This is a genomic window from Enterobacter cloacae complex sp. EB5 (assembly GCF_031432835.1).
GTDB lineage: Bacteria > Pseudomonadota > Gammaproteobacteria > Enterobacterales > Enterobacteriaceae > Enterobacter > Enterobacter hormaechei_C.
Genome location: NZ_CP133860.1, coordinates 1,909,198 through 1,925,259, shown reverse-complemented (window position 1 = coordinate 1,925,259; position 16,062 = coordinate 1,909,198). Strand labels below are relative to the sequence as shown.

Sequence of the window (16,062 nt, the reverse complement as noted above, 5' to 3'; positions counted from 1 at the left end):
TATTGGAAAGGCTTTTTTTATTTACATATTGAATGAATATTTCCAGCTATAAACAATGGAGAAAATAAGGAGTTTTTATGAAGGTTAAGCTGTGAGATATTCAGATTGCGCTGAAAATAAGGAGAGAATTATGCATCTGAGCATTACAGATAATGTCACAGCCGAAGAAAAAGAAGAATTATTAACGGGGCTAAGAGCCTATAACGCGCAGTTTTTAGATCTGGCGACGTTTGGCGGCGATATTGGCGTATATATGCGAGACGACAATGGCGTCATGCTGGGCGGGTTAATCGGCGTACGGAAAGGCGACTGGCTGAACATCGACTATCTGTGGGTCAGCGACAGCGTGCGGGGAACGGGCGTGGGAAGCCAGCTTATCAAAACGGCTGAAGAGGAGGCCCGTCGCAAAGGCTGTCGTCACGCGCTGGTGGATACGGTCAGCTTCCAAGCGCGTCCGTTCTATGAAAAACAGGGTTATCAGGTGCAGATGTCCTTGCAGAATTACCCTTATCAGGGAATGCAGAGACACTATCTGTCCAAAAATCTTTAACCGCCGATCCCGGTGCCTATCACGGCTAACACGTGGCGCACCACGATCTCCGGCGAGAGGGCGCTAAGCCTCTCGTCATTGCGCATGCGGGAGAACGGCACCAGCACCAGGCTCAGCAGCGTTGTGAACAGCAGTTCGGGGGCCAGCGCCGGATTCAGCTTTCCTTCCTGCTGCCAGCCTTTGATGGTTGCCAGCGTGGTGTGATATTTCTCATCGCCAAAGCGTGCCTGCAAATGGGTGCGCAGTACCGGCATCTCGCCAATCACCTCCTGCATCCACAGCGGGGCAAACCAGCGATACTTTTCCGCCAGTTCGGCCAGCACCCTGACCATTTCCGTCAGGGCATCCACCGGCGAATCCCGGTTGTCGGCGAAAATCGCCCCGATCCGCTCGCGTAACGGCAGGAAGCGCTCCTCAATCATCGCATCCAGTAACTGTTCTCTGGAGTTGAAGTAGTAGTGCAGCATGGCGGGCGTCACGCCTGCTTCGCGGGCGATGGCGTTCAACGACGTATTGGCGATCCCCTGGCGGGAAAAGAGGTTCAGGGCGATATCCAGCAGCTGTTCACGGCTGGCGGTAACGCGCTTGCCGCCGCGTGGCCGACCGGGGCGGCGGGGTTCAGAATTGTCCTTTTGTGCTGGCATGGTCACCGTATCTCTTGATCTTATTCATCACTTCCACAAATATTAATTATACGATTAATTAATTTCAAGTGATGTCTCATGGAGTCCGACGTAATGACTCAACCTGCGAAAAAGGCGCCGTCGATTAAGCTGCTGTTCAGCGCACTCCTGCTGGTGATGCTGCTCTCGGCGCTGGATCAGACCATTGTCTCCACCGCGCTGCCGACTATCGTGGGTGAGCTGGGCGGGCTGGATAAGCTCTCGTGGGTGGTAACGGCCTATATCCTCAGTTCGACCATCGTGGTGCCGCTGTACGGCAAATTCGGCGATCTGTTTGGCCGAAAAATCGTTCTGCAAATCGCGATTGTGCTATTCCTCGTAGGGTCCGCGCTGTGCGGTCTGGCGCAGAACATGACCCAGCTAGTGCTGATGCGCGCCCTGCAAGGGCTGGGGGGCGGCGGTCTGATGGTGATCAGCATGGCTGCCGTGGCGGACGTGATCCCGCCTGCCGATCGGGGTCGCTATCAGGGGTTGTTTGGCGGCGTGTTTGGCCTGGCGACGGTGATAGGGCCGCTGATCGGCGGGTTTATCGTTCAGCACGCATCCTGGCGCTGGATTTTCTACATCAACCTGCCGCTGGGGCTGTTTGCCCTGCTTGTCATTGGCGCGGTTTTCCACGGCAGTGCGCGGCGCAGCAAGCATGAGATTGATTACCTTGGGGCGATTTACCTCAGCATGGCGTTGCTGTGCATCATTCTGTTTACCACCGAGGGCGGGACGATCCGCCAATGGAGCGACCCGCAGCTGTGGTGCATTCTGGCCTTCGGCCTGACGGGGATCGCCGGGTTTATCTACGAAGAGCGGCTGGCGTGGGAGCCAATTATCCCGCTGTCGCTCTTCCGCGACCGCAGCTTCCTGCTCTGTAGCCTGATCGGTTTTATTATCGGCATGTCGCTGTTTGGCTCCGTCACTTTCCTGCCGCTCTATTTACAGGTGGTAAAAGACGCCACGCCGACGCAGGCCGGTTTGCAGCTGATCCCCCTGATGGGGGGGCTGTTGCTAACCTCCATTATCAGCGGGCGCATCATCAGCCGTACCGGGAAATATCGTCTGTTCCCGATCCTCGGCACGCTGCTCGGCGTGGTGGGGATGGTGTTACTGACGCGCATTTCAATCACCTCCCCAACCTGGCAGCTGTACCTGTTTACCGGCGTGCTGGGCATGGGACTGGGACTGGTGATGCAGGTGCTGGTGCTGGCGGTGCAGAACAGCGTGTCAGCCGATCAATACGGCGTCGCGACGTCTGGGATGACGCTGTTCCGTTCCATTGGCGGGGCGATTGGCGTTGCGCTGTTTGGCGCGGTGTTCACCCATATTCTGCAATCAGGCCTGATCGACAGGCTGCCGGAAGGGGCGGAACTGCCGCGCGAGCTTAATCCCGTTGCCATTCACCATCTGCCTGATGCCCTGCGTCTGGACTATCTGGATGCGTTCGGCTCGGCGATCCATGCGGTGTTCATGCTGGCGGCGGGGATTATGGTGCTGGCGTTCGCGCTGTCGTGGTTTTTGCGCGAAGCGCCGCTGCGTCGGCAGGCATGAGGTTAGCGGTTCTGCTATTTATTGCGAGTCGCTTTCTGATTTTTCAATGTCTCTCTTGTCGCTTTCCGGGGCGTTAGCGCATGCTGTGGGCTGGTCAATAAACCGACAGAGGTTGCCATGGAACGCACAGCGAAACTATTCAAAAAAGGACGAAACCAGGCCGTGGTCTTGCCTGCGGAATTTGCGTTTGAAACGGAGAGTGTTTATATCCGCCGGGATGACGAGGGGAATGTGGTTTTGACGGCAAGGTCCGAGAAAGCACGGCACAGGGATAACTTTTTGCGCATGTTAAAAGAAACGCATGTGCCTGATACCTTTCTAAGTAAAGAGGAGCGCAATCAGAGCTATACGACAAGAAACCCTCTTGAAGGGCTGTAGAAGATGCTGCATATGCTGGACACTAACATCGTAAGCCATCTGGTGAGGCAGCATCCTGAAGTTGTAAACCGATATTCGCAAATTACGCCTGAAAAGATGTGTATTTCAAGCGTAACGGAAGCGGAATTGCTTTACGGCGTAGCCAAAAAGCAAAACAACAAGCTGCACGAAACCATAATGGAATTTCTTAAAACCATCACTGTCTGCGCCTGGGATAGCGAAGCCGCAGCCATCTACGGTGAACTGCGTGCGGCAATGGAAAAGAAAGGGAAAGTGATGGGGGATCTCGATCAGTTGATTGCCGCACATGCTATCAGCCGGGGCACGACGATTGTCACGAACGATCATGCGTTCGGGATGGTACAGGATCTTACGGTTGAGGACTGGACTCAATAAATCAATAAGAAGCGACCTTTCTACATGAACAGGTCGCCTTCAAAAAAATAAACAACTTTTACTTAATATTAAGATTCGCGCTTGGCTTCGACTGATATCTCTCCAAGCTCGAAGATTAACTCCGCAGGAGATACTCTCATTGTTTCCTCAACTGCAATTGCTCGCGCCTTACGAATTGCTTCATCTCCACCTATGATTGGTATACCTTCGCACCAAGTTAATCTGATTTGTCCACGTTTTGAATTTGTTGAAGGAGTCGTTATGCTGTAACCTTGCTCTCCATTAGGCACTACCTTTAACCTCCATTTCATCCCATTTGCTGTAAATGCAATATCTATACGATCTCCTTTTTTGAGTCGAGCTTTTGACATTATATCCTCAGGGATATTTATATTCATAAAGCGTACCTGTTGATCATTAATGCGACGGCATGTTTGTGATATACTTAATTTGTTACTGTATGGTTGCCGCCCTCCTTTTCTTCCTCGCTTTTTCACTACATCACATATAGAAATAAAATCATTGATGCCTTGATCTTTCATTTCAACTTCCTTAAGCCAATTTAACTGTTTCATAATGAATTTTCAAATGAGGTGTTCGATGCGTAGATTAATTTAAATGGGCGCAAAAAGATTGAGTTATATCAATTTGCTATCTAGTATTGCTATTTTTGATCAGGGTGTTCATTGATCTATTTGTGTATCGAATTCATAAGCGACATTGTATTTTTTCGCTAAATTATTATATTTGCTTTTTATTCATTGGCTTTTTGTGTGTTTTGTTGTTTATTCATGCTGGCAATTTGTTTGGCTGTTCTGCGCTTTTCATATAACCTATCCGTCTTACTGATTCCTTTTCGTTTTTTAGCCTGCCGTCTCGTTGTCGATATAGTCTTCAAAACGTCTATCAAAAGGAACTGTCTCGTGAAACTTCGATTGGGTGCGCTTCTCCTGACTGGCCTGCTGCTCGCGGGCTGTGACCAGGGCGGCAATGATGCCAGACACATTAAAGTCGGCGTGATCAATGGCGCTGAGCAGGACGTGGCGGAAGTCGCCAAAAAGGTGGCAAAGGAGAAATACGGTCTGGATGTTGAGCTGGTGGGCTTTAGCGGCTCGCTGCTACCCAACGATGCCACCAGCCAGGGCGAACTGGACGCCAACGTCTTCCAGCATCGCCCGTTCCTCGCAGAAGATAACAAGGCGCACAATTACAAGCTGGTCGCCGTGGCCAATACCTTCGTCTTCCCGATGGCGGGTTACTCCCGAAAGATTAAATCGGTGTCTGAGCTGAAGGACGGCGCAACCATTGCGATTCCAAACGATCCCACCAACCTTGGTCGCGCGCTGTTGCTGCTGCAAAAAGAGAAGCTGATTACCCTTAAACCGGATGTTGGCCTGCTGCCAACGGCGCTGGATATTACTGCGAACCCGAAAAACTTACAGATTATGGAGCTGGAAGGGGCGCAGCTGCCGCGCGTGCTGGACGATCCGAAAGTGGATGTGGCCATCATCAGTACCACCTATCTCCAGCAAACGGGGCTTTCTCCGGTACACGACAGCGTCTTTATCGAAGACAAAAACTCACCCTACGTGAATATTGTGGTGACGCGTGAGGACAACAAAGACGCCGAAAACGTGAAGGAATTTATCCAGTCCTATCAGTCGCCGGAAGTGGCGAAAGCGGCGGAGACCCTTTTTAACGGTGGCGCGGTGCCGGGCTGGTAAGCCCCGGTAAAAAGGCCAGCGCTCCGCTGGCCGTCAAAGCGTAACGCGGGCATCGGTTCGGCTTTCGGGCCACAGAAAACCCTGACCCGACTGTGCGCCGGACGCGCGGGCGCGCGCCAGATCCCGCGAATTCTCGATGCCTTCGATAAGAATAGATTGCGCGATACCTGCCCTGACCTGCTGCACAAACGGGGCAAGCGGCGCGCGCTCGCGCAGCGCTGAGCGGTCAATTTTTACCCCATCCAGCGGCAGCGCAAGCCGCGCGAACGCCTCAGCCAACTCCCGGGTTAAATCGTCCAGCCAGATTTGCCATCCCACCTCTTTTAACCGAACAAGCGTGGCATGAAGACGACGTTGCTCAGCCTCGCTCAGCCGTGTGATGGTGAGGGGATCCTGAATTTCAATCGTTAACCGCTGCTGATGGCGTAACGCCAGCAACAACCGGATAGCGCGTTCGTCGAGAAGGTGTTCTGCCGGAAGGTTTAGCCAGTAAGCGTCCCGGGCGGGTATCTGTAACAGGGTGTTGGCCTGCCAGAAGAAGATTTGCAGCGCGCTGCGCGAGGGTAGCGAGGCAAACAGCACCTCAAGATTGACGTTATGGATCTCCACGAGAACTTCATGCGCGAACACCTGGCCCGAATGAAGATCGACAAGCGGCTGGAATCGCAGCCCTGAGATACGTTGCAACAGGGGAGAGGGAAGAACGGTATACATGGAACAGCCTTCAGGAAATGAAAAAAGGTTCCCGCGGACACGGGAACAAAAGGCAAACGACACACGGTCAAATTCTTAATTCAGGATCCAGCGAATGCTCTGGTAAAACGAGGGGCCACGCACGGCCTTAAGCTTGTTCATGGCGTTGTTCTTATAGAAGTAAACCAGCCTGACGTTACACCCCAGCTGGCGGGCGATTTGCTTGGTTTTGAGATTACAGGAATAGCCGCGCAATACGCTGGCCTCCTCGCTGGACAGCCTCGCCGGGGTGCGTAAGCGGGTCGTCATGCCTACGTTGTAACGGCCAGACTCTTGCGGCGTCTGGCTCATCAGTATCTGCCACAGCGCTTTGATATCCCCCAGGGAGACTCTTTTGCTGATTACCCCATCAACATGTTTGAATTTCAAATAGCCGGCGGATAACGAATAGATATAGATCTTCGCCGTCACTTGTTTCTGTTTTATGCAGAGAATGTCGTCATTCGTCGTCACCCGGAAATGACGCGTATTCAACGGATCATAAATGATGATATCAAAGAGTTGTTCACTCAAAGCAAGTTCTTCGATATGGGTAAACCCATGGAAAATAATGTCATGTTTTTCATCAGGCTCACGCTTTCCAAGCGATTGCAGGCCAATCATCGTGAATTCGCAGCTGTCAACAACGGCAACGTGAATTGTTTTTTTATTTTGCATTGGCATTCTCCTTTCGCTGAGTAAACAGTCCATATAAGAGAAAATGGCGGTTCGCACTCTCTTATTAAAAGAATGGCGAGCACTTTTTTAAATAACGCGATGCGATGGCATCAATGTAAGCCAATACAAACCGTCGAGTAAAGCTGATGCCAATTATTAGAAGAAGATAAAATTGAAAAATGGTTTTAATGGTATATGTAATTGTTTTAATCTTCTAATAATATTCATGACAGGTTTTTATTCTGTAAAGGAGTGGATATTAAGTGTCAGGTAGTTGATTAATGGAGTTAATACACTGTTTTATCAGTGGGTTATTGCTGTTTCTGTGAGAAAAGTTGTGATCGTGGCAGGATTATCGACAGGGCTTAATATGCGAGAGGAAACGGGGTGCAGAATAAAATAGAATTTTTTCTATAAATTTAATGTCCTTGTTCAGATTTTTAGGCCTGAGAAGGATAAAATCCTGGCGCGAAGAGGTTGTGAGTGGTGAGTACATAAACTATTATCATTTTCCTCCGGTCACGAGAATTTAGAAAAGACATGAATAATACTGAACGTATCGTAAGGGTAATGGTGTTTTACAAAATAAATATATTTAAAGAGATAATATTCCGGGCGCTCCATGATCTTTTACCCGATTACGTACTGAACATTACTCAGGTCGATTCCACTGAACAGGCGCTGGCGGCGGTGGCGGATAATAACGTGGATGTTTTCTTCACTGAATTTAATTATCTGCTTAATCATAAAGAGTGGAGTGCGGAGGTCAGCAGCCGTTTTACATCTTTATGTAAAACCCATCACGTCAGGCGTGTTCTGTTGGTGCCCGAGCTGCCTTACGGGCTGTTAAAAAAAGTTCTGGAGATGAAATTTGAATTAACCATCAGTCAGCAGGATGAATTGACTGAACTGAAAAAGGAATTACCCGCGTTGCTCACGGCGGACGGGCAAAAACCGTCGATCTCTTCGTGGCTCAGGCGGGTAATGCGGTCCGGCTCCCGGGCGCGCTCCATCCTCTCGGCCAGAGAGTGGGAGGTGCTTCATCTTATTGTGGAAGGATTTTCAACGACGGAGATTGCCCGTCATCGAAACCGTTCGGTCAGTACCATTGCGACGCAGAAGCATAATGCGATGAAAAAGCTGAATCTTTCCAACCACAGCGAACTGATTAAGTATGTGCAAACGGTTGGAAAGATGGAGGAATAGTCCACATCAGGGGTAGATAATATTCAGCGTAGCCGATGTATTGATCTTACCCTGGCTCACCTGGGCGGGCGCCCACACGTAATAATACGCCGCCATCGGAAGGGTGAAATGTTCGTCCAGCGCCGCGCCAGCCGCCACGCTGAAAATCATTGTGGCGTTGCCACGGCTGGTGGTCGAGGTAGAGAAGGTCACCGGCGTTTGCGGGGCGTCACGTTTTATCAGGCGTAGCCCCACGCCCTGCGCCGCGCTACTGCTGCTGTCGATCAGCACCGAGCTGTCGGTCGAAAGCAGCTGCGTGCTGGACAGAAACATCTCAATTGACCGATCGGAATTGCCGTTAACCCCGACGTTCTGACAGCTCATGTTCAGTGAAAAAGGCGTCAGCCCCGGCTGTGAGGATGCACTGAGCTGGGGAATGCCGAGCGTCGGCAGCGCCACGGTCAGCCCCGCATTATCAAAGGAACAGGTAGTCAGTTTTGGCGCGTATTTGATGATCATCGGCTGACCAAACATATCACGGTTGTCGTAAGGCCACTTGAACCCGCTGAATAACCACTGGGCGATTTTGATGACCTGATTAATTGGCCAGAGGATGATTTCCAAAATCGACAATCCGCTCATGTCGCTGACGAACAGAACGTCGCTCATGTTCGCCGTATCCCCCGTCAGGGTGGTGCCGCTCTGGTTAACGAGGGTGAAGCGAACCGTAAACGGTGTGTTCAGCTCAGACGCCGTATGGCTACCGCTGGCAGACAGGGTTTTATTGGCCGGGGGATTGGTGATCTCCGCCCGCACCATATACTTGTTGTTGCTGAACCCGAGGATGGTGGCGTATTTGCTGTCGGTCGAGAGTATCGGCGTGTAAGAAAATTCACTGTTACCCGTCGTACAGTTGAACGAGCCGCTGTACTGGGTGGTGAAGCTGCCGGTCCATGTGGGCGTGGCCGGGCTCAGCTTATCCGATAAATCAATAGTAATCGGTGTGCCATAAACGATGCTGCTGCCGGAGCAGGTGGCATAGCTCATCCCGCTAACGCTGGTGAGGAGCAGGAACATGAATGATCGTAACATTTTGATAATCCGTAATTAATGGCAAACCGATGAGGGGCTGTTCAGCCCCCAGGCCGGGGAGGAGATTTCGCACTTTCCGCCGCGGAGATGCACGTTGAGCGTGCGTGGCGGCTGTTCAGCGCGGATATACAGTACGCTGGCCTGGCCGACATACCCGACAGATCCACCGTGTTCATCCAGCACTTCGGTGCCAAAGGGCAGCGGTTTGCCGTCGGCGCGCGTCGCATGAAGTACCCATGACTGGCGCTTGTCGGTTTCGAAGCGGATATAACTCACCGCCCCGTCGTAAGGGGCCACGTTAGCCATATTGCCGATCACCTCCGCGCCAGCGCTGTTTTCCGTTTCAGTTAACGTAATGGCGTTTTTGCGATACGGGGTGGCGTAAGGCACCAGCGCCACGCCATCGCGGTTCGTCATAATGCTTTCATCGCCGTTCACCATCAGCCCCTCCGCCTTTGGCGCATCGACGATAGTCATGGTTGTGCCGGTTTCGTTTGAGGCGAGAACGTGCCACGGGTAGGCCACCAGGCTTCCGCGTCCGCTGAGCCCGGTCTGGCGGTAGTCGGAGGATTCGCTGTAAGAGCCACCGAGTGTCGCGAAGTTCGAACGGTACGCGGCGTTAACGCTTGCCGCATTTTTACCCCCCCGCGCATTACTGCCGGAGAGGGTGTAGCTCAGGCGGTTCGACGCCAGCGCGTTTCCGCTCATGCTGATATTGCTCTGTTCGTAATGCGAATCGCTGGCCGTCAGGCTGGAGGTGATCCACGCATTATTATCAAACAGCGAGAACGGCAGGCTGAGGGAGAGGTAAAGGCGCGTCTCTTCTTCACTGTCCCTGTTCCGTACCCGGCTGGCCGACAGGGTATAGCTGGCGCGGCCGATGGCGTTGGAATAGCCCATCTGGTATTCGCGCGTGGTTTGCTGTGAGTTCCAGTAATCGCGTTGTGTGCCGGAGACAAACACCGTGCCCCAGTTATCGAGCAGGCGCTGATTAAGGTTAAGCGTAAAGGTATTCTTGGGCTGCGCCGCGCGCAGGGCGTCCCAGGTGCTTAGCGACATGTCGGGCGCAACGCCAAACCGATCTTCATAGTCGTCGTACTGCGCTCTCAGGCGCTGATACCCTTCGCGCGAATAGAGCGCGTCGCTGAAGCTGTAATAGCCTTTAGTGGAATAGCGATAGGCCGCCAGGGTGAAGTTGGTGGCGGTGGTATCGATAAATTTGCTGTACGACACGCGATAACTCTGACCGCTGCTGGTGCGATCCTGTAGGGTGGTTTTGGCGTGGGTGACATCAAACGAAACCGCGCCAAACGGAAGGTTCCACCCGGTACCGACAAGCCCGGCCTGGTAGTTATCGCTAATAATCGTCCCGGTATACCCGGTGATGAGGTTATTAAACCCGTAGCGCAGCGTGGCCTGCATGAATGCGGGTTCGGCATCGAGCGTGTTCTGGTGCACTTTACCCGCCACCACGCTGTACTGACTCACCCCTTCTTTTAGCATCCCGGGCACGGCGGAAAACGGCACCGTGAAGGACTGCTGTGAACCGTCCGCCTCACGCACCACCACCAGCAAATCGCCCGCGGAGCCGGTAGGCTGAATGCTGTCGAGGGTAAACTGGCCCGGCGGCACGTTCTCCTGATAGATCACGTTGCCATTCTGGATAACTTTCACCAGGGCGTTCGTCCGCGCCACGCCGTGAACCACCGGTGAAAAACCCTGCTGTGAATTTGGGCGCATCTTCATGTCCGACGCCAGCGACACGCCGCGCACGCGCAGGGAATCAAACAGATCGCCAGGAATATAAAAGTCACCCAGCGTCAGGTTGGATTTCAGCGAGGCCAGGGGACGGCGCAGGTAGCGGGTATTATTCTGCCAGCTACTCTCTCCGCTGGCCGTTTTCCGCCAGGCGCTGCTGTCGCGAAACTGCCAGCCGAACAGGTTGGCGCCGGAATCCAGCCCGGCATAAAAATCATCATTTGTGTCTTTCGCAGTGCCTTTCGCGCGGGTGTTGTACCAGGTCGTGTTCCACGAGAGCATCAGCGCCGGTATCCCCTCGTCCCAGAACTGGGGGGCAATGTAACCTTCTTCAGTACGCAGCACGGCCGCCTGCGGAACGGTAAGCGCCAGACTCAGGGTGCTGGTATCGGTTTTGACTTCACCGCCCTGAACCAGATCGCGCAGCTGGACCTGCCCGTGCGCAATGGCGGGCGCAGGCACGGACGTGGTGTTGATGCCCAGCGACCGGGCATCTTTCCAGGCAAGGCGGATGTCGTCACGCTGCTCGCCGTAGATGACGGTATAACGTCCCTTCCAGCTGCCGTTTACGTAGATATCCATCTCCTGACTGCCGGCAGGCATGGCGTTGTTTTCGGAAAAGCGAGACAGATCGGACTCACCGGATGCGCCAGCAAGCAGGGAGGGATCAAACGAGACGGCCCCTGATTTATGCGAAAGCAGAAGCGTGCAGACTGCCAGCAGACAGAGTCTGTTTTGTTTCATTTTCATGGTGAGTCTTTCCGATCACTGACTGGTGAAAGTCCGGGTTTTATACGCGCCAAGATCGTCCACATACATCAGCTGGAAGGTCTGTCCGCGCTTAACCGTATTTTTGGCGGCGACCGTCAGCTGCCCAAACGGGGAAACCATCGGGGACTCCTGGAGCAATTTCGTTTTACCCAGCGAAACATTGGCGACCGTAATATGGAACGGACTGTTATTTGTAATGCGAAAGCGATCGCCGTCGGCGTCGAGCGTCAGTTTCGCCACCGCGTCATCCAGCGTGCCTTTCAGCGCAGCGGGCCGGTAAAAAAGTTTGATACGGGATTTAATTGCCAGCTGGACGGTATTCTGGTTTTGCAGATTTTCAGGTCTGGGCGGAATGTCGAGGACATTCAGGAAAAAGACGGATTCGCGATCCGCAGGCAAGCTGGACGGCAGCTTTTTAATACGAAGCTGTTGACCATTATGTTCGTTAACCTTTATCACCGGCGGCGACAGCAGAAACGGCACATTGGCTGTTTCCGGCGTAGAATTTATATCACCGTCATCTATCCAGGATTGCACCAGAGCGGGTGCATCGCCCGTATTCATTAACTGGACGATCACCTCTTTGTTATTTTCAGGATAAAGGACACGGGTGCCATTAATGACAATATTGGCCCATGAGTGACCCGTGCTTAGCAGTAAGCCTGCCAGCAAAATTGCCTTGCGCATGATTGCAACCTTAAATACAGGCTCTGCGAAAACAGAGCCTGAATAATCACTATTACAGGTAGGAAATGGTATACGTTACGTTGGAACTTAACTCGCCCACGGTGGCGGCAGCGGCGTTCGTTTTATAGTAATAAACATCCAGCGTCAGCGTTTCGGAATCTGGCGCGGTCGCTGTACCCATAATATTTGTCGTGTAAGGCTGGTTCAGGGTAATAGGCGTAGACGAACCTGGCTCCACTAACGCAAAGCCGACATTACGTGCCACGCTGGCATCGCTTTCGTTCACGCTGTTATTCAGCAGGTATTTACCGTCAGTGGAAATATTATCCGCGCTGGAGAAATACACTTTCAGCGGGGTACCGGTCGTCCCGGCTGCTGGTGAACAACCAGAGAACGTCAGCGCAATAGATTTTTTATTCTTCGTGATCAGGCCAACCGTGGTGCCTGCATCTTTTACCGAAATAGGGGAAAGCGCAACGGTAAAGTCCGCGCTTTTACCGCCGTTAATGGTACAGGTTGTATCGGTAATTGCGCCGGTAAAGTTAATGATACCACCCGCCGAATTGTCTGCGGCCATTGCGCTGGTAGAAGCAATAGCGGCGGCCAGCAGTGATACGGTCATGATCGATTTGAACATGATAAACTCCATAAAGATTTGTGTTATTTAAAATGAATGTTAAACGGCTACACATGTCCCTGATGTACCGGCTAGACGCATGGCGACTCGGGAAAATGCTTTGACGATATTATGTTGCACTAAAAAAGTACATAACAAAACATTATTCCAACAACTTCGAAAGTTTAAGATTATAATCTTGCGGTGGCGTTTTTTTTAATGTTTTAACCTAAATGCGGAAGTTCGAAGATTTTTATTAATGATTTAATAATCGTTAATTAATGAAGCTTTATGAATTCATCTCTTAATTAATATCACGCGACTTGACCACACAAACTTTAGACTTATTATTGCCTGGCAAATGCACAAAATTTTAACAATGGCGTAATAATAATATGAAGTATCTCATTGATCTCACAATGCTTTATGAAGTCGACACCGGTATGATCATGATTAATGGAGAGGAAGAGTCATCCATTAAGTTATCTAACCAGGCGGGTCGTCTGCTTTATGAACTTATCATCAATAATGGTAAAACACTCGACAGAGATGACCTGATAAAGAAGGTCTGGGAGGATCATGGTTTCTCCGGTTCTTCGGTGAGTCTGAATGTTGCCATAAGTGAAATCAGAAAAGCATTTCGTACATTAGGATGCGACCCTTTACTGATAAAAACGATACGTGGCAAGGGATTTAGCCTTGCCGCGCATATTGAACATCACACGGTCAGGCCGCCGGTTGTTTCAACGGTTAGCGAACAATCTGCCTCTGACGCATTCGATACGCTTGCGCATAAGAAAGATGCCGATCCGCCTAAACAATTAATATCGCTGCACAGACTCTTTATTTCTCTCTGCACGTTATTACTGATTACCGTTATCGGCACCGCTGTTTTACTGTTGCACCAAAGGGATTCCTATGCCGAGAGCCTGAAATATTCTGATATGCATCTGCTCGGTAAAGTGGACCGGTGTACGGTATACCTGATCGATAAGAATATGTATCAGCCGCGACAGCACTACTTTAATCACGTAAAAGAGGTCATTGCCAGTCAACATATCGACTGTCAACACCAGGTTGCAGATGCTTACTATTCCAGGTTTAAAAAGTCGCAGATAGAAAATTATTTCCTGGCCATCTGTTATCAGCAGGACAGTATCGACGATTATAAGAACTGCATTTCTTACAGAAGCCTGACCGGGAGTTAAAATATGTCAAGGACTAAAATGAGTGTACTGTTCAGTATCGTACTGACGCTGTCTGTCATAGCGTTGTTATGGGTCTATTTTACCAGAACGCAGGATGAGGGGTTTGGCTGCCAGTCAGATACCATTTCCTGGAAAACCTATTCCACGGGTGAGTCAACCGATATGTCGCTAACCACGCTTTTCCTGTTTAACAACAAAGATGTTGTGACGGTTATTCATAAAGGCGTACTCAAGAAAGAGGGCAAAAGCTACCTGATTGACCGAAATTACACGCTCAGCGTGGAAAAAGTCGACGGAAGCAATATCTTTTATATTAAGGATAAAAAGCTGAATAAATCTGAAGATGATGCGGCACCGGATGGCGTTGTAAACGAAATGTTACTTGATAATATCAACTTCTTCTATATTACCAGCGTAAAAAAACATGCGTGGTTAATTAAGGGGCTGGTGTTGCCTGTAATGATGTGCGTGGCTGTCCCGACGTCCTGATATTTCTCTTTATTGAAAAATCGATATTTATCTATTACTCGGGAAATTGAGTAATTTACTCAATACGTAACAATAAGATACGAGAAATTTATTTATATTTTTATTGTTGCTCTTCGTCGAGTGAATTTTTCTGTATTGCCTCGTTATTTTGCGGCTGTCTATACTCCGCCTCGAAAAAGGGGCTCCCCTTTTTATACTCGTGGATTCTTTTTTGAAGGACTAAATAAATGAACAAACTGAACGCTATCGTTCTGGGCTCCCTGCTGTCTGTTTCTGCCCTGAGCGCAGTTAATGCAGCAGAAACGACGGCTTCTGCCACCTGGCAGGCAACCGCGACCAAAGACAGCGAATCCGATCTGGTTGTTACGCCAACGCGTGCTCTGAACTTCGTTTACAGCGCCAATACCAAATCTTTCAACACCGATACCGGTCTGTTTGATGTGGCTATCCGTGGCGATCACTCTACGGCGACCAGCTTCAAACTCGAAGCTATCCTCGACGATTCAAACAACACGCTGTTCAGCGTGGGTGGTGAAGCGACCAAACTGAAGGTAGGCGCGCGCTGGGGCGGTAACGACCTGGGCTCTATCGGTGGCACCGTGGGGGCGAAATCAACCGCATGGACCACGCTGGTTGATTCCTCTTCTAACACCGGCGTCTCTTCTGGCCTGTGGAACCTGACCACCAGCGCAGGCGCGGCGGCAGATACCGAAATTACCGGCCAGGACAAATTTGTCTTCTACGTTGACTCCGCTCAGGACAACGCCGGTACGGCGAAAGAGTTCAAAGACCTGACCAACAGCCTGTGGGAAGGGACCGTGTCTGTTGCGTTCCGCGCAACCTGGGGCTAAGGCCTGATCGATCCAGGGGCGCAAGCCCCTGTTTAGGGAAATAGCATGTTTAACCTCAAATCCGCCTTCTTATTTTTATTATTTATCTCTTCCTCCGCGCTGGCCATTAATGTGGGAAAAGTCACCACCATTATTCCTGCGGATGCTGACTCCACCGCCAAGGAAATAAAAAACGAAGCAGACAGCGTGCGTATTGTTTCTGTTCGCGCACAGCGGATCAGCAGCCCAATGGATGAAGGGATCGTCATTAATCCGGAGAAAGTGGACGAGCTGTTGCTGACGCCCACGCGCATGGTGATGCCCGCCGGTACCAGCAATATCGTCAAATTTTACTATCACGGGAACGCCGATAACAAAGAGCGTTACTACCGCATTACCTTCACGGATGAAGGGGTAAGCGAAGAGGTGGACAGCGGTTCGCCAAAAAACGGCACCGGGATGACGCGCGCGGTGGTGAGCACCATTCTGGTGGTTCAGCCCCGGGATAAGAAGATCGACTTCGTCTATGTGGCGGGAAAAATAACCAATAAAGGGAACACCTCGTTCCGCGTCAATGCGACCGGGACCTGCCTGAAGCCGAATCCGGAATCCCCGAGCACGCCGTGTAGCAAAAACTTCTACCTGATGCCAGAGACCTCGCGCGCTATCGAGGATATCAACGTTACGGATAACCATTTTCATCTCGGAATATGGGACCTGAAACAGTTCATTCCTGTTAAGTAAGG

General features: G+C 51.2%; 18 protein-coding genes. 10 read left to right on the top strand and 8 right to left on the bottom strand.

Translation table 11 applies throughout. The features are described 5' to 3' along the window. Window positions 1–130 precede the first annotated feature (130 nt). Entirely contained in the window at window positions 131–550 is a 420-nt protein-coding gene (locus RHN82_RS09215; protein WP_047050673.1) for a GNAT family N-acetyltransferase, read from the top strand. On the opposite strand, the gene RHN82_RS09210 is transcribed toward RHN82_RS09215, so the two are convergent. Then, window positions 547–1,194 (bottom strand): TetR/AcrR family transcriptional regulator, encoded by a 648-nt coding sequence (locus tag RHN82_RS09210; RefSeq protein WP_017383663.1) that lies wholly within the window; start codon window positions 1,192–1,194, stop codon window positions 547–549. The two genes, RHN82_RS09215 and RHN82_RS09210, sit on opposite strands and share 4 nt — an antisense overlap. Before the next feature lie 78 nt (window positions 1,195–1,272). Here RHN82_RS09210 and RHN82_RS09205 point away from each other — a divergent pair, with 78 nt between their 5' ends. The 3 genes from RHN82_RS09205 (at window position 1,273) to RHN82_RS09195 (ending at window position 3,546) form a co-directional block, all read left to right on the top strand. Beyond that, a complete protein-coding gene (locus tag RHN82_RS09205) occupies window positions 1,273–2,772 on the top strand; it encodes an MDR family MFS transporter (protein ID WP_047050674.1) in 1,500 nt (499 codons plus the stop codon). Window positions 2,773–2,889: 117 nt separating this feature from the next. Next, window positions 2,890–3,150, top strand: coding sequence for an antitoxin (locus RHN82_RS09200; protein ID WP_047050676.1), 261 nt, complete (start codon window positions 2,890–2,892; stop codon window positions 3,148–3,150). A gap of 3 nt (window positions 3,151–3,153) precedes the next feature. Then, the gene (locus tag RHN82_RS09195; protein ID WP_080344062.1) at window positions 3,154–3,546 is read left to right on the top strand and encodes a type II toxin-antitoxin system VapC family toxin; all 393 of its coding nucleotides are present in this window, start codon (window positions 3,154–3,156) and stop codon (window positions 3,544–3,546) included. Window positions 3,547–3,614: 68 nt separating this feature from the next. On the opposite strand, the gene RHN82_RS09190 is transcribed toward RHN82_RS09195, so the two are convergent. Further along, window positions 3,615–4,088, bottom strand: coding sequence for a hypothetical protein (locus RHN82_RS09190; protein WP_032674176.1), 474 nt, complete (start codon window positions 4,086–4,088; stop codon window positions 3,615–3,617). Window positions 4,089–4,469: 381 nt separating this feature from the next. On the opposite strand from RHN82_RS09190, the gene nlpA reads away from it, so the two are divergent. Further along, complete coding sequence (nlpA, locus tag RHN82_RS09185) at window positions 4,470–5,270, top strand: lipoprotein NlpA (protein ID WP_047050678.1); 801 nt, start codon at window positions 4,470–4,472, stop codon at window positions 5,268–5,270. A gap of 33 nt (window positions 5,271–5,303) precedes the next feature. On the opposite strand, the gene RHN82_RS09180 is transcribed toward nlpA, so the two are convergent. Together RHN82_RS09180 and RHN82_RS09175 are read right to left on the bottom strand one after the other, a co-directional pair. Continuing rightward, window positions 5,304–5,984 (bottom strand): EAL domain-containing protein, encoded by a 681-nt coding sequence (locus RHN82_RS09180; RefSeq protein ID WP_047050679.1) that lies wholly within the window; start codon window positions 5,982–5,984, stop codon window positions 5,304–5,306. Between the two features lie 75 nt (window positions 5,985–6,059). Beyond that, entirely contained in the window at window positions 6,060–6,680 is a 621-nt protein-coding gene (locus tag RHN82_RS09175) for a LuxR C-terminal-related transcriptional regulator (RefSeq protein ID WP_047050680.1), read from the bottom strand. A gap of 570 nt (window positions 6,681–7,250) precedes the next feature. Between RHN82_RS09175 and RHN82_RS09170 the strand changes: the two genes are divergently transcribed. Beyond that, window positions 7,251–7,886 (top strand): LuxR C-terminal-related transcriptional regulator, encoded by a 636-nt coding sequence (locus RHN82_RS09170; protein WP_047050682.1) that lies wholly within the window; start codon window positions 7,251–7,253, stop codon window positions 7,884–7,886. Window positions 7,887–7,892: 6 nt separating this feature from the next. On the opposite strand, the gene RHN82_RS09165 is transcribed toward RHN82_RS09170, so the two are convergent. Genes RHN82_RS09165 through RHN82_RS09150 form a run of 4 tightly spaced genes read right to left on the bottom strand, consistent with a single transcriptional unit; the run spans window position 7,893 to window position 12,810 of the window. After that, complete coding sequence (locus RHN82_RS09165) at window positions 7,893–8,957, bottom strand: fimbrial protein (protein WP_047050683.1); 1,065 nt, start codon at window positions 8,955–8,957, stop codon at window positions 7,893–7,895. A gap of 15 nt (window positions 8,958–8,972) precedes the next feature. Then, the gene (locus tag RHN82_RS09160; RefSeq protein WP_047050685.1) at window positions 8,973–11,465 is read right to left on the bottom strand and encodes a fimbria/pilus outer membrane usher protein; all 2,493 of its coding nucleotides are present in this window, start codon (window positions 11,463–11,465) and stop codon (window positions 8,973–8,975) included. Window positions 11,466–11,480: 15 nt separating this feature from the next. Then, a complete protein-coding gene (locus tag RHN82_RS09155; RefSeq protein WP_047050687.1) occupies window positions 11,481–12,173 on the bottom strand; it encodes a molecular chaperone in 693 nt (230 codons plus the stop codon). Between the two features lie 52 nt (window positions 12,174–12,225). Next, window positions 12,226–12,810 (bottom strand): fimbrial protein, encoded by a 585-nt coding sequence (locus RHN82_RS09150; RefSeq protein WP_047050688.1) that lies wholly within the window; start codon window positions 12,808–12,810, stop codon window positions 12,226–12,228. A gap of 374 nt (window positions 12,811–13,184) precedes the next feature. Between RHN82_RS09150 and RHN82_RS09145 the strand changes: the two genes are divergently transcribed. The 4 genes from RHN82_RS09145 to RHN82_RS09130 all read left to right on the top strand — a co-directional run bounded on the left by RHN82_RS09145 (window position 13,185) and on the right by RHN82_RS09130 (window position 16,060). After that, complete coding sequence (locus tag RHN82_RS09145; protein ID WP_063160431.1) at window positions 13,185–13,997, top strand: winged helix-turn-helix domain-containing protein; 813 nt, start codon at window positions 13,185–13,187, stop codon at window positions 13,995–13,997. Window positions 13,998–14,015: 18 nt separating this feature from the next. Continuing rightward, on the top strand, window positions 14,016–14,486 hold the full coding sequence (locus RHN82_RS09140) for a hypothetical protein (RefSeq protein WP_047050691.1): 471 nt from the start codon (window positions 14,016–14,018) through the stop codon (window positions 14,484–14,486). Window positions 14,487–14,713: 227 nt separating this feature from the next. Further along, on the top strand, window positions 14,714–15,337 hold the full coding sequence (locus RHN82_RS09135) for a common pilus major fimbrillin subunit EcpA (protein ID WP_003860995.1): 624 nt from the start codon (window positions 14,714–14,716) through the stop codon (window positions 15,335–15,337). A gap of 45 nt (window positions 15,338–15,382) precedes the next feature. Continuing rightward, window positions 15,383–16,060, top strand: coding sequence for a fimbria/pilus periplasmic chaperone (locus tag RHN82_RS09130; protein WP_032626645.1), 678 nt, complete (start codon window positions 15,383–15,385; stop codon window positions 16,058–16,060). The last annotated feature ends 2 nt before the right edge of the window (window positions 16,061–16,062 follow it).

Excerpts from the sequence above, each read along its gene's own strand:
- RHN82_RS09180 (WP_047050679.1), bottom strand. The coding sequence starts at position 5,984 with ATGTATACCGTTCTTCCCTCTCCCCTGTTGCAACGTATCTCAGGGCTG.
- RHN82_RS09140 (WP_047050691.1), top strand. The coding sequence starts at position 14,016 with ATGAGTGTACTGTTCAGTATCGTACTGACGCTGTCTGTCATAGCGTTG.
- RHN82_RS09145 (WP_063160431.1), top strand. The coding sequence starts at position 13,185 with ATGAAGTATCTCATTGATCTCACAATGCTTTATGAAGTCGACACCGGT.
- RHN82_RS09150 (WP_047050688.1), bottom strand. The coding sequence starts at position 12,810 with ATGTTCAAATCGATCATGACCGTATCACTGCTGGCCGCCGCTATTGCT.
- RHN82_RS09205 (WP_047050674.1), top strand. The coding sequence starts at position 1,273 with ATGGAGTCCGACGTAATGACTCAACCTGCGAAAAAGGCGCCGTCGATT.
- RHN82_RS09215 (WP_047050673.1), top strand. The coding sequence starts at position 131 with ATGCATCTGAGCATTACAGATAATGTCACAGCCGAAGAAAAAGAAGAA.
- RHN82_RS09155 (WP_047050687.1), bottom strand. The coding sequence starts at position 12,173 with ATGCGCAAGGCAATTTTGCTGGCAGGCTTACTGCTAAGCACGGGTCAC.
- RHN82_RS09165 (WP_047050683.1), bottom strand. The coding sequence starts at position 8,957 with ATGTTACGATCATTCATGTTCCTGCTCCTCACCAGCGTTAGCGGGATG.
- RHN82_RS09195 (WP_080344062.1), top strand. The coding sequence starts at position 3,154 with ATGCTGCATATGCTGGACACTAACATCGTAAGCCATCTGGTGAGGCAG.
- RHN82_RS09210 (WP_017383663.1), bottom strand. The coding sequence starts at position 1,194 with ATGCCAGCACAAAAGGACAATTCTGAACCCCGCCGCCCCGGTCGGCCA.
- RHN82_RS09200 (WP_047050676.1), top strand. The coding sequence starts at position 2,890 with ATGGAACGCACAGCGAAACTATTCAAAAAAGGACGAAACCAGGCCGTG.
- RHN82_RS09130 (WP_032626645.1), top strand. The coding sequence starts at position 15,383 with ATGTTTAACCTCAAATCCGCCTTCTTATTTTTATTATTTATCTCTTCC.
- RHN82_RS09190 (WP_032674176.1), bottom strand. The coding sequence starts at position 4,088 with ATGAAAGATCAAGGCATCAATGATTTTATTTCTATATGTGATGTAGTG.
- RHN82_RS09170 (WP_047050682.1), top strand. The coding sequence starts at position 7,251 with ATGGTGTTTTACAAAATAAATATATTTAAAGAGATAATATTCCGGGCG.
- RHN82_RS09175 (WP_047050680.1), bottom strand. The coding sequence starts at position 6,680 with ATGCAAAATAAAAAAACAATTCACGTTGCCGTTGTTGACAGCTGCGAA.
- RHN82_RS09135 (WP_003860995.1), top strand. The coding sequence starts at position 14,714 with ATGAACAAACTGAACGCTATCGTTCTGGGCTCCCTGCTGTCTGTTTCT.
- RHN82_RS09160 (WP_047050685.1), bottom strand. The coding sequence starts at position 11,465 with ATGAAAATGAAACAAAACAGACTCTGTCTGCTGGCAGTCTGCACGCTT.